Annotated in this window: 10 protein-coding genes; 6 read left to right on the top strand and 4 right to left on the bottom strand. The window is 54.1% G+C overall.

Annotated elements, in window-relative coordinates; translation table 11 throughout:
• The first annotated feature begins 200 nt into the window (after nt 1-200).
• From edd to K1Y77_RS06655, 4 genes are read left to right on the top strand one after another with little or no spacing between them, the layout of a single operon-like run.
• A complete protein-coding gene (gene edd / locus K1Y77_RS06670; protein ID WP_030069069.1) occupies nt 201-2,090 on the top strand; it encodes a phosphogluconate dehydratase in 1,890 nt (629 codons plus the stop codon).
• Complete coding sequence (gene glk / locus K1Y77_RS06665) at nt 2,090-3,055, top strand: glucokinase (protein ID WP_264430974.1); 966 nt, start codon at nt 2,090-2,092, stop codon at nt 3,053-3,055. The genes edd and glk overlap by 1 nt, the downstream gene beginning before the upstream one ends.
• Nucleotides 3,056-3,071: 16 nt before the next feature.
• Entirely contained in the window at nt 3,072-3,941 is an 870-nt protein-coding gene (locus K1Y77_RS06660; RefSeq protein ID WP_264430972.1) for an aldo/keto reductase, read from the top strand.
• Between the two features lie 40 nt (nt 3,942-3,981).
• Complete coding sequence (locus K1Y77_RS06655) at nt 3,982-4,941, top strand: carbohydrate kinase family protein (protein ID WP_264430971.1); 960 nt, start codon at nt 3,982-3,984, stop codon at nt 4,939-4,941.
• A 132-nt stretch (nt 4,942-5,073) separates the two neighbouring features.
• Here K1Y77_RS06655 and K1Y77_RS06650 read toward each other — a convergent pair whose 3' ends face one another.
• The 4 genes from K1Y77_RS06650 to zwf all read right to left on the bottom strand — a co-directional run bounded on the left by K1Y77_RS06650 (nt 5,074) and on the right by zwf (nt 9,665).
• Nucleotides 5,074-6,594 (bottom strand): glycoside hydrolase family 32 protein, encoded by a 1,521-nt coding sequence (locus K1Y77_RS06650; protein ID WP_264430969.1) that lies wholly within the window; start codon nt 6,592-6,594, stop codon nt 5,074-5,076.
• A 190-nt stretch (nt 6,595-6,784) separates the two neighbouring features.
• A complete protein-coding gene (locus tag K1Y77_RS06645) occupies nt 6,785-7,447 on the bottom strand; it encodes a bifunctional 4-hydroxy-2-oxoglutarate aldolase/2-dehydro-3-deoxy-phosphogluconate aldolase (RefSeq protein WP_264430966.1) in 663 nt (220 codons plus the stop codon).
• A gap of 57 nt (nt 7,448-7,504) precedes the next feature.
• On the bottom strand, nt 7,505-8,170 hold the full coding sequence (gene pgl, locus K1Y77_RS06640; protein ID WP_264430963.1) for a 6-phosphogluconolactonase: 666 nt from the start codon (nt 8,168-8,170) through the stop codon (nt 7,505-7,507).
• A gap of 1 nt (nt 8,171) precedes the next feature.
• Entirely contained in the window at nt 8,172-9,665 is a 1,494-nt protein-coding gene (gene zwf / locus K1Y77_RS06635) for a glucose-6-phosphate dehydrogenase (RefSeq protein WP_030069058.1), read from the bottom strand.
• Between the two features lie 360 nt (nt 9,666-10,025).
• Between zwf and malE the strand changes: the two genes are divergently transcribed.
• Nucleotides 10,026-11,213, top strand: coding sequence for a maltose/maltodextrin ABC transporter substrate-binding protein MalE (gene malE, locus K1Y77_RS06630; protein ID WP_264430960.1), 1,188 nt, complete (start codon nt 10,026-10,028; stop codon nt 11,211-11,213).
• 59 nt (nt 11,214-11,272) lie between these two features.
• Complete coding sequence (gene malF / locus K1Y77_RS06625) at nt 11,273-12,841, top strand: maltose ABC transporter permease MalF (RefSeq protein WP_264430959.1); 1,569 nt, start codon at nt 11,273-11,275, stop codon at nt 12,839-12,841.
• The last annotated feature ends 8 nt before the right edge of the window (nt 12,842-12,849 follow it).

Raw genomic sequence — 12,849 nt, 5'->3', positions numbered from 1 at the left:
ACCACCCCATTAGGGGCCGAACTGCTCTGTTAGCTGTAAGGTTCATAAAAGCATCATCATTTACGACGATAGTAGTTATCAACTAGGGGTAATAAAACTACAAATATGGTTTTTATTGCCGTAAAGTCTCTTATATCGACACAAAAAGATGTAAAATAACTACAAACTTGACTCACCGTCTCTACCATGCAGAGGTCTCTATGCCGAGCTCAACACCCGCTACTTTAAATTCTACCGTTGCTGAGGTTACCCAACGCATCCGTGAGCGCTCTGCTGAGCGGCGTGCTCTCTATGAGCAACGCATGGCGGACCAGCATAAGCGTGGTGTGCATCGTGCAGAGCTATCTTGCGGTAACCTGGCTCACGGCTTTGCCGCCTGCAGCCCCCAAGAGAAAGACTCCCTGAAGCTGATGAACAGCGCCAACTTAGGGATCATCTCGTCTTACAACGATATGCTGTCGGCCCATCAGCCGTTTGAAACTTTCCCGGAAACCATCAAAGCCGCTGCCAGCGCCATGGGATCAACCGCCCAGTTTGCCGGTGGTGTGCCCGCCATGTGCGACGGGGTTACTCAAGGGCAACCGGGCATGGAACTGTCGCTGTTTTCTCGCGACGTGATTGCAATGGCGGCCGCCGTTGGGCTTTCACACAACATGTTTGATGCTGCCCTTTATCTGGGCGTGTGCGACAAGATTATCCCTGGCCTGTTTATCGCTGCGGCGCGCTTTGGTCATTTACCTGCCATGTTCGTACCGGCTGGCCCGATGCCCAGCGGCTTGCCGAACAAAGAGAAAGCGCGCATCCGCCAGCTATACGCAGAAGGCAAAGTGGGCCGCGACGCGCTGCTGCAAGCGGAGTCTGACTCTTATCACAGCCCTGGCACCTGCACCTTCTACGGCACTGCCAACTCGAATCAGCTGATGATGGAAGTAATGGGCCTTCACCTGCCGGGCACTTCGTTTGTGAACCCAGGCACGGAAATGCGTGAAGCCCTGACCCGCTACGCAACCGAACAGGCGATTCGCAACACTGAACCTGGCGGTGACTACCGCCCTTTCTATAAGCAGATTGATGAGCGCGCCATCGTCAACGCGGTAGTCGGTTTGTTGGCATCTGGCGGATCGACCAACCATACGATGCATTTGATTGCCATGGCCGCTGCGGCAGGCATTACGCTGAACTGGGATGACTTCACCGACCTTTCCGCCGTAACGCCCAGCCTGATGCAGGTATACCCTAACGGCCAAGCGGACATTAACCACTTTCAGGCGGCAGGCGGCATGAGCTACCTGTTCCGCGAACTGCTCGGCGCGGGCTTACTGCACGGCGATATCCCCACGGTGTTCGGCACTGACTTGACCGCCTATACCCAAGAGCCGTTCTTGGAAAATGGCAAGGTAGTTTGGCACGAAGGTCCGGAAAGCAGCTTAGACGAAGACGTCTTACGCCCAGTGGCTAACCCCTTCGCAGCTACCGGCGGCCTGACCGTAATGAAAGGCAACCTGGGACGCGGCGTGATCAAAGTATCCGCCGTTGCAGACGAACACCGCGTGGTAGAAGCACCGGTGAAAATCTTCGAAGACCAGAATGAAATGAAGGCGGCGTTTGAGTCTGGAGACTTAGATCGCGATGTCATCGTGGTGGTGCGCTTCCAAGGGCCAAAAGCCAACGGAATGCCGGAACTACACAAACTGACGCCGTTCCTAGGCGTACTGCAGGACCGTGGTTTCAAGGTGGCACTGGTGACCGATGGCCGTATGTCTGGCGCGTCCGGTAAAGTGCCCGCTGCGATTCATATTAGCCCAGAAGCACTGGACGGCGGCCCGCTATCGAAACTGCGCGACGGCGACATTGTGCGCCTGGACGCCAACGCAGGTACGCTGGAAGCCAAAGTAGAGGCGGCTACCTGGGCAGATCGCGAGCGCGTAGTGGCGAATTTGGATCACTATCACGTTGGCCTGGGCCGCGAACTGTTTAGCGGCTTCCGCCACCTGGCCATGCGGGGTGAAGAAGGTGCAGGCTCACTGGGCGGCTTTGAAGCCGACGATCTCGCTCGTCAACAGGGCCAGATTCTTCAAGAGGATGCCTGATGCGACCGGCCTTAATTGGTGATATTGGCGGTACCAATGCACGCCTGGCGCTCGTCACGCCAGGTGGGGTAACGCCCCACGATATTATTAATCTTCCCTGCGCGGACTACCCTGGGGTTATCGATGCGATTCAGGACTATCTGGAGCGCGTGGGAGCTACCGGTGACAATGCACCAATGGAAGCCTGTTTGGCGTTTGCCTGTCCGGTTCACGCCGAGCGCGTCAAGATGACCAATAATCACTGGGATTTTATGAAAAGCGATGTTCAGCAGACGCTGAATCTATCGCTGTTCAAAGTGATTAATGACTTTACCGCACAGGCACTGGGCGTGCCCCATGTGGACACCGACAATCTAGTGGAAGTACAAGCGGGTATGGCTCAGTCTCACTCTACCCGCTTGGTAATTGGCCCCGGTACAGGTCTGGGCGTTGCTGGCGTTTTTCCCGGCCAACATGCTTGGATACCGCTTCCCACCGAGGGCGGCCACGTTACGTTTGCCCCCACTGACACCACTGAGCGAGCGCTGCTGGATGTTTTTCTACAGCGTTACCAACGGGTCAGCGTGGAGCGCATTTTATGCGGCCAGGGCCTATTGGAACTGTACCAAGCCCACTGCGAGCTGAACGAGCAAACGCCTAGCTGCACGACGCCAGCCGAGGTTACCCAAGCCGCCAACCAGGGTGACCCTACCGCCACCGCCACCCTGTTGCGCTTTTTAAAAATTCTCGGTGATGTATGCGGCGACGCAACCCTGACGATGGGAGCCAGGGGCGGTGTTTATCTATGCGGCGGAATTTTACCACGCCTGCTGGAGTGGCTACCCAAATCCGAGCTGCGCGATAGCTTTGTGAACAAAGGCCGGATGGGCGCCTATAACGCCGATATTCCCGTGTGGATTGTTACTCACCCGTGGACAGGGCTACTCGGAGCCGCTGAAGCGCTGCATAACGAAGAAGTCTTTTAACTTATTAGGAATGACCATGCCTGCTCACACTTTCGATGCGCCCTTTGTTCTCGGCATGATGCGCCTGCATGAAGCACCAGAGATGCACCAGGCGAATCACCTTGCCGACTGGATCGAAGCCCGTATCGAGCAGGGGTTGCACTGGTTCGACCATGCCGACATTTATGGCAGCGGTGCTTGCGAGACGCTATTTGGTCAAGCGCTGCGCACGCGTCCTGGGTTAGCGAAACGGCTTAAGGTGGTGACCAAAGCGAGCATCGCCAACGATAACCCAGCCCACGGCTCTGGCAAGATAAAGCACTATAACGCCAGCCCTGCCTATTTGAATAAGTCGATTGATGCCGCACTAGGTCGCTTGGGCATCGAGCGCATCGAGCATTTTTTAATTCATCGCCCCGACCTATTAATGAACGCAGAAGCGACTGGCCGTGCCCTGGATGACGCTATCGATGCAGGTAAAATTGGCGCTGCGGGCATTTCTAACCATTTGCCAAGCCAGTGGCGCAGACTGCAAAACGCCATGCATCACCCTTTACGAGCCAACCAAATCGAGCTTTCCATTAGCCATAACGCCCCCCTGTTTGATGGCAGCTTTGATGATCTTTGCGCCGACGGCCATGCTCCGATGGCCTGGTCACCGCTAGCGGGCGGCACACTCATGCAAGGCGACGTCGGTAACGTGCTTAACCGCGTAGCCCAAGAGCAAAACTGCACTCCTAACGCGTTAGGGCTGGCTTGGTTGCGGACACTGACTAGCCGTCCGATTCCCGTTGTCGGCAGTGTAAAACCTGAGCGTATTGCTGACATGCTCAACGGGCCTGAGACGCTCTCAAGAGAGACATGGTACGAGCTGTTAGAGGCCGCGCGAGGCCACTGCGTCGCGTAATCCCTTCATCAATTAATAATATAATGACAAGGAATGACTTATGACGCCGGTGATTGCTTTCGGTGAAGCCTTGGTTGATATGTTGTCCAGCCGCTTAGGCGATGATACTGGCCAAGAAACCTTCACGCCTTACGCGGGGGGGGCGCCTGCGAACGTCGCGGTTGCCTGCGCGCGACTTAACGTACCCAGCCAGTTTTTAGGCATGGTGGGTGACGATACGTTTGGCCACTTCCTGATTCGTGAGCTGAAAAGCCATGGGGTAGATACTCAGGGCGTGGTGTTGACCAAAGAAGCACGCACTGCACTGGCGTTTGTTTCCCGGGATAGCAGCGGCGAGCGCACGTTTGATTTTTATCGCCCACCGGCGGCCGACCTGCTCTATCGCCTAGAGCACTTGCCCCAGGGCGTGTTTGAACAACCGGCCATTGTTCACTTGTGCAGCAATAGTTTGACTGACCCCGAGATTGCCGACACCACCTTAGCGATTGCCGCTATGGCGAAGCGCGCGAGCTGTTTAGTCAGCGTGGATGCTAACCTCCGCCACAACCTGTGGACCGAAGGGTCAGCCGACCTCTGGCTGGTAACCGAGCTATTGGATAACGCCGATCTCGTTAAAGTCTCACTAGATGAGCTTGATTATCTTCGTGGCGGGCACTCTCAGGAAGCGTGGCTATCTCAGCGACTAGCCGCTGGGGTAAAAGTAATTTTAATCACTGACGGCCCTAACAACGTGGTGCTGAGAGGTGTTGGCCTTGACCACACCATCACGCCGCCCCAGGTAACCGCTGTTGACACAACCGCTGGCGGTGATGCGTTTATTGGCGGCCTGCTGGCTGAGTTATCACGGCACGGCATAAATGAGAACTGGTACCAGGACAGTGCCTTTTTAACCCGCGCGGTGGAGATTGCCTGCCGCTGTGGCGCTCACGCAGTGACCCGCCCAGGCGCTTACGCCGCACTGCCGACTCATAGTGATATTGAAGCGCTAAGAAATACGTAACGTCTGTGAAATACATAACGTCTGTAGCAAAAAAGGGCGTGCAACAGCACGTCCTTAATCACGCATCTTACTTACACGCTAAATCCCACTTACACGCTAAAACCCATTTGCACTCTACATCCTACCAGCGCGCTAATTAGTACAAGAACTGGCCACCTTCTCTTGCGCTACCGCTTCTTTACTCGATACCACACTGCCCTCCAGCAAGCTTACACTGCCTTCCAAGACACTCACATCAACCGAGCCTTTGGCTTGTGTAAAGCTAACCTGGGAAATTGCTCGTTGCTGCGTCGCGCCGTTAACCAGGATCTCCAGCGAGCCATGATCACACCACCACTCAATCGTAACAGTTAAGCTATCAACGCTGCCCGCTGCATGGTCACAGGTGAAATGGTCATCGAAAGCTGCTTGTCCGTTCACGCCGTTACGCGTGTAGCGAAGTGCAACGTCCTCCTCTCCCGCTTCAAGAGTAAGCTGTTGATGATCTCCCTGCTGAAGCGACAATGCTACTCGACTGCCAGCCGTTAAGGTCAGTGCAAGAACACCACGACTTACCAGCGGCAAAGAGGTTAAAACGCTATATTGCCCAACACCCAGAATCGCCTGTGGCGGGATAGACTGCGATACAGCTGTCAGCGCCTCATGGCACTCTCTGGCGATACGCTGGCAAAGCTGAATGCCGCTCGATGTCGCGCGCAGGGTTAACTCTCTTGGCAGGCTCATCATTCCCCGCCAGCCGGCTTCAGGCGTATGGTTGGCATACTGCCAATTATTCAGCCAGGCCACGGCTAAACGACGCCCCGAGGTATTCGACCAGCTCTGCACGGCGTAAAAATCACGTCCTTCATCCATCATCATGACGTCATCAGGCGAGTGGTCGTTCGTAAAACGCTGGCCGTCGAACTCCCCCACGAAATAGTGCGTGAATGAGCCAAAGGCATTATCTGGCGTAGCACCAATGCCCACAATTAATACCCAGCGGCTAGTCGCCTGGCCGTTTTTGGCACCTTCTACAGGCAGTTCGAACAAATCGGGGCACTCCCAAGGGTGCTGAGTATGCGCGCCGTGGCCCTCGCCAAACGCACTGGCGAACTGCCAGTGCAATAAGTTTTCCGAAGTGTAAAAATGAATTTCCTGTCCACAGGCCAGCGCCATTACCCAACGTTGGGTAGCAGCATGCCACACCACCTTTGGGTCGCGAAAATCTTTAAATCCTGGCGCGGGTAGCACAGGGTTGCTTGCATAACGCTGCCAGGTACGCCCCTTGTCGCGGCTATAAGCCAAACACTGTGACTGCTCATAATCTTCAGGGTCATCAGAAAGCACTCGGTGACAGGTATAAAACGCCAGCAGCCCCGGCTGGCCGTCAAACAGCCCCGTCACATCATGTTCATCCACAATGGCACTGCCTGAAAAACACGCCCCTTGGGCGTCTGGCGCCAGTGTAATAGGCAAGTGTTCCCAGCGGCAAAGATCTGTGCTTACCGCATGCCCCCAGTGCATGGGCCCCCATACCGTGTCATGGGGGTGGTATTGATAAAAAAGGTGATACTCCCCCTCGAAATATACGAGTCCGTTGGGGTCATTCATCCACCCCATCGGCGGAGTAAAATGCAGCGCTGGCCTGAGAGGAGAAAATTCGACGAGACTCACTGTTAAAAACCTTTACTTAATCGATTAAGTTGAGGCTATCACGCTTTGCTCCTTATTGCCCTACACAGTTAGGTGAAACGCATAAAAAAGCCCGAGCATGGCAATATGCTCGGGCAAATGACTTGCGCACACGACCCGATATCAGCGTGGCAAGTAACGAGAGTGCTCGTGTCGATTTACATCGTATTCATTAGTGGTGAAAACGCTCAGCGGCCTGACGGGCCAATTCGCGAATACCGTCCCAATCTTCCGCTTCCACCATGGCTTTTGGCGTTAACCAAGAACCGCCGACACACATCACGTTAGGCAGTGAGAGATAGGTGTCAGCGTTATCGACCGTGATACCGCCGGTTGGGCAAAAACGTGCTTCGGGAATCGGTGCACCAAAGGCTTTAATGGCTTTTGCGCCGCCGCTGGACTCCGCCGGGAAGAACTTGAAGCGGCGATAGCCATACTGCCAGCCAGTCATTAGCTCAGAGATCGTTGACACACCGGGCAACATCGGCACCGGGCTCTCTACGCCGTAGCGATAAAGTGCCTCTGTCGCACCAGGCGTTACCACAAAATCTGCACCTACCTGCTCAGCTTGGCGGTATTGCGCGGGTGTTAACACGGTTCCTACACCAATGCTGGCACCCGGCAGCGCTTCACGCATACGTTTGACGGCCTCCAGTGCGCAGTCGGTACGTAAAGTAATTTCCAATACCGTTAAACCGCCTTCGACTAAGGCACGACCCAGCGGTACCGCATCTTCAAGGCGATCGATGGTAATGACGGGAATGACTTCGGCTTTTAAGCAAATGCTGTCAAGTTCTGCAGTGCGCGTTGAGGGTAGCTGTTTATCGATTGTCATCAGTGAGTCTCCAAGCAATTTTTACTGGCAAACGTTTTATTGGCGAAAGCCTAGGCGTTACGGCGCCCAATAGATCGCTAACGGGCAAGATAAAAACGCGCGAATGGGCAACTTACGAACGTCATCTCCGCTCATGGCGTTTGCCAATACGCTGCGCTTATCATCGCCGGTAATATGCAAAATATGGCGATGCGCCTGATGAAGGCGACCTGCCGAGAAAGTGATACGCGGCTGCGGCTGGCTGGGCGTGCGTACCGCGACAAGCGGCTCATCGGTAGAGAGCGCTAAGCCAAGCTCTAGGCTGTCGGGGAACAGCGACGCCGTATGACCATCGCCCCCCATTCCCAGGATCACCACGCTGGCAGGCCAGGATAGAGACGCCGTACGCTTGGCAACCTCCTCAACCCCCTCTTCAGGCGTTGAGGCATCAGAGGTCAACGGCACAAAGTTGGCGTTCGCGGCCGCTCCTTGAAGCAGGTTCTCGCGCACCAGTTTGGCGTTACTGTCGCTACTTTGTTCATCCACCCAGCGCTCATCGGCCAGGGTAATGTCAATGCGCGACCAAGGCAGCGGCTTAGCTGCCAAGGCTTTAAAAAATGGCACCGGCGTAGAGCCACCCGATACGACTAGTAGCGCACGTTCTTGGCGAGTCAAATCTTCGGCCAATGCCTGGAATACCGCTTCCGCCAGCTGTTCCGCCAGCGCTTGACGTACGTTGCTCATATTAATAATCCTCGTACCAACTGCGACCATCTTGGGTAATCATGGCGATGGAGGCGACTGGCCCCCAAGAACCTGCCGGATAACGACGCGGCGGCGTGTCACGTTTTTTCCAGCCGTCGATAAGCTGGTCACACCAGCGCCAAGCGTGCTCCACTTCGTCACGGCGCACGAACAGATACTGTTGGCCTTTCATGACTTCCAGTAGCAAGCGCTCATAGGCATCGGGAATACGTGACTTCGGAAATGCGCTGTTAAAGTCCAGGTGCAACGGGCCAGGACGCAGACGCATACCTTTATCCAAACCGCTGTCTTTGGTGAGTACCTGCAGCGCAATCCCTTCATCCGGCTGCAGGCGAATGATCAGTTTGTTTGAGGCAATTCCTCGCTGATCAGGATCAAAAATATAGTGTGGCTGCTGGCGGAAATGGATCACGATTTGGGACAGTTTTTCGGGCATGCGCTTACCGGTACGCAGGTAAAACGGCACGCCTGCCCAGCGCCAGTTGGAAACCTCAGTTTTCATTGCCACAAAGGTTTCGGTTCGGCTTTCGGTATTCGCACCCTCTTCTTCTAAGTACCCCGGCACCGGCTGGCCATCGTGGGTACCTGCTATATACTGACCACGTACCACGTCACGCCCCAGCGCATCGCCAGTGAAAGGTTTAAGCGCTTTAAGCACTTTCACCTTTTCATCCCGAATAGCATCCGCATCCAGGTTGGAAGGCGGATCCATGGCAATCAAGCAAAGCAGCTGCAGCAAGTGGTTTTGCACCATATCGCGTAGCTGTCCTGCATCATCGAAGTAGCCCCAGCGCCCTTCAATGCCGACCTTTTCTGCGACGGTAATTTCCACATGGGAAATGTGGTTTTGGTTCCATTGCGTCCCAAACAGCGGGTTAGCAAAGCGCAAAGCTATCAGGTTTTGTACCGTTTCTTTACCCAAATAGTGGTCAATACGGTAAATACGTGACTCAGGAAAAACCGCCCCGATCGCATCGTTAACTTCTTGCGATGACACTAGATCGTAGCCAATAGGTTTCTCGACGATTACCCGCGTCTGCTCATCCAGGCTGCCACTCGCCTCAAGATTGCGGCAAATATCACCGTAGATCATTGCGGCAACGGATAAATAAATCACCATGGGTCGATCAGAGCCTTCTCGCCACTGGCGTATTTGCTCAAAACCCTCGGCTTTTTTAAAATCCAGCTGGCAGTAGTCAAGCCGGTTTAGAAAGCGTTCGAGGCTCTCTTTATCCTGTTCATCCTTGTTCAGTCGCTTTTGCAGTGCACCATTTACCAATTGTCGAAACGCCGCACTATCATGTTCTTGACGCGCCAGCCCCATAATACGCGTGCTTTCGGGCATCAGGCCTTCACGGTCAAGATGATAAAGCGCAGGAAACAACTTGCGCATCGCAAGATCGCCCAGCGCCCCAAACAGCGCTAAATCGATAGCGTGATTCTGATCGCCCAGCGGGGAATGTGACTGGCTCATCTCAGCTCCTATTTATAATTAGATGATCTAATGTAGTTAGATTACCTAAAATCTATCTGATAAAGGGCATTATACGCAATATTTGATGTAATTTTACTACAAAAAAGTAACGCTGCCTTCCCATTTGCTTTTTTTACTGCCATTTAGCTCTTTTACTGCGTTATGCCCATACCGCTACCCACTGTTTTACCTGTTTATTGTTACCTTTTATTCCACTCTACGCCCCTTAGATACGCCATCGCTACGCCCCCTGAGGATGAGGTGACATTGCGCGTAATTGGCGACGCTGGCACTGACGAAAGCGCTGCTCATCAAAATGTTCGCAGCACTCTACGACAACAACAATGAGGTATTCACGCTATGGCAATGTATCGACCCATCATGATGCCGCTGCTAGCCGCCACGCTGGCTGCCAGTGCCACCCTGCCCGCCGTTGCCTTTGAGGATGATCGCCTGACTATCTGGATGGGTGATAATAAAGGCCAGGAAGGCATTCGCGCAGTTGCCGAGCGGTTTCTTGAAGAAACAGGCATCGAAGTTGAGGTGGTCTTTCCCGATAATCTTACCGACCGTTTTCAGCAGGCGGCGGGGAGTGGACAAGGGCCAGACATCGTCATCTGGGCTCACGACCGCATGGGCGAGTGGGCACAAAGCGGCTTATTGAAGCAAGTCGCCCCTAGTGACAGCTTCCGCGAGGCGTTTTACGACTTCACCTGGGAGGCTGCGCTGTGGAATGGCGACACCTACGGCTACCCGATATCGGTAGAGTCATTGGGCCTCATTTATAACAAAGCCCTGGTAGAAACACCGCCAGAAAGTTTTGCCGAACTGATGGAGCTTGACGAAACGCTCTCTCAAGACGGCAAAAAGGCCATCTTATTTGATTACAGCGAACCTTATTACGGCTGGACATTGCTTGCAGCCAACGGCGGCTATCCTTTCAAGCAGACTGACAGCGGCTATGATGTTAGCGATATCGGTGTTAACAACGAAGGCGCCCTGCAAGGGGCAGATCTACTGGTGGAATTAATTGCAAGTGGCGTACTGCCCCGGGGCACCGATTACAACCTGATGGACACCCGATTTAATCAAGGCGAAGTCGCTACCATGATTAGCGGCCCATGGGCCTGGCCGAACCTTGAGCGTAGCGGAATTGACTACGGCGTCGCACTACTGCCGAAAGTGGGGGATGAACGTGCTAAACCCATGTTTGGCGTGATGATGGCAATGATTAACTCCGCCACACCCAATGATTTTCTCGCCGTGGAGTTTTTAGAAAACTACCTGCTTAGCGAAGAGGGCATGCACACATTCAACAGCGACGGCTCACTGGGAGCGGTCGCCCATATAGATTATCAGGCTGAACTTGCTGATAACCCCAACATTGCCGCGACGCTTGAAAATGCTGAAGTCGGTATGCCCATGCCAAACATTCCTGAAATGGGTGCTTTCTGGGCAGCCATGGAGCCCGCCCTGCAGAACATCGGTAGCGGGCGCCAGAACCCACAAGAAGCGCTGGACGCCGCCGCACGCCGTATGCGCCAGTAGCCTTTTTTTGCCCTTCTGCCCGGTGGCAATCGCCACCGGGCAGCCTGCAGGATATCGTCATGTATACCACTAACGCCTCTCGTGGCCTTCCCCGCCATCGCTCTCGCCATCTCACCGAACGTTACACACGCTGGGCACTTCGCTGCGTTATTGCCACGTTGGTCATCGCGCTTCTTTGGTTAGTGCTTGCTTTTCACCTCAACGGCCAGTGGATGTTCGCGCTGCTCTTTCTAGTGCTGGGCGCCTCACTGGGTGTGGTGTTTACCAAACGCACGCTAATGAGCCACCGCTATATTTTTCCTGCCATAGCGGGGCTTGGTGTATTTGTTATTTTCCCGCTGCTTTACACCATCGGCATTAGCTTTAGTAATTACAGCTCAAGCAACTTGCTATCGGAAGAGCGCGTGCGCGGCCAGCTAATGAGCCAAACCTACCAACAGGAAGGCAACGCGTTTGACCTAACGCTTTACCAAGAAGGTGAGCTTGTCCGCTTATACCTGGAAAACAGTGAGGCAGACACGCCACAGCGCTTCGTTTCCTCACCGCTCAACTTTGACAATCACGAGACCCGTCAAATAGGCATTCAGGCAGTAGACGCTTCACCTACCCAGGAGCCGCTGGGAATGCGCGCTATTATTCAAGCTCGTGATTCTCTGCAAGGGCTTAGGCTGCTGACACCTAATGGCGCGGAGCTGCGCATGGCAGGATTACGCCAGTTTGCACCTATGGTGGATCGCTATGAAGCTCGTGAAGATGGCACACTTTATGATCGCCGCGATGACCGCGTTCTTACACCCGACCCCGCTATCGGATTTTTTGTCGCTGATAACGGCGAAAGAATCACGCCAGGATGGCCAGTCAATGTAGGGTTTACCAACTACACGAAGATATTCACCGATCCCGACATTCGCGGTCCCTTCATGCAAATTTTTGTGTGGACCTTTGTCTTTGCCGCACTGACGGTGGTCTTCACCCTGGCTGTTGGCTTTGTATTAGCATCACTGTTGCAGTGGGATCAACTGAAAGGCAAAGCCATTTATCGCACGCTGTTAATTCTACCTTATGCCGTGCCCGCCTTTATCTCTATCCTGATTTTTAAAGGCATGTTTAACCAACACTTCGGTGAAGTAAACATGATTCTGGACACGCTGTTTGGTGTTCGGCCAGAGTGGTTCACCGACCCGTGGCTGGCGCGTTCCATGCTGCTGATTGTTAATACGTGGCTGGGCTACCCCTACATGTTGCTGCTATGCATGGGGCTAATCCAAGCCATTCCCCAAGACCTCTACGAAGCCTCGGCGGTAGATGGCGGCGGTCCCATTACCAACCTGTTCAAGATTACCCTGCCGCTGATTATTAAACCGCTAACCCCCCTGTTAATTGCCGCCTTTGCCTTTAACTTCAATAACTTTGTGCTGATTGCGCTATTAACCGGCGGCAACCCTGACATTTTGGGCGCAAGTACGCCAGCAGGCACCACCGATCTCTTGGTCAGCTACACCTACCGCATTGCCTTCCAGGATGCCGGGCAGAACTTTGGGTTGGCAGCCGCCATCGCAACGCTCATTTTCCTCTTGGTCGCGGGTATGTCGATGCTTAATTTACGCCTTTCCAAGGTTAAGGTTTAGGAGGTTAC

Origin of the sequence: Halomonas qaidamensis (genome assembly GCF_025917315.1) — a bacterium.
In the GTDB taxonomy this organism is placed as follows: Bacteria; Pseudomonadota; Gammaproteobacteria; order Pseudomonadales; family Halomonadaceae; genus Vreelandella; species Vreelandella qaidamensis.
Note: the sequence above shows the minus strand (reverse complement) of the source record. Positions and strands in the feature narration are given on the sequence as shown.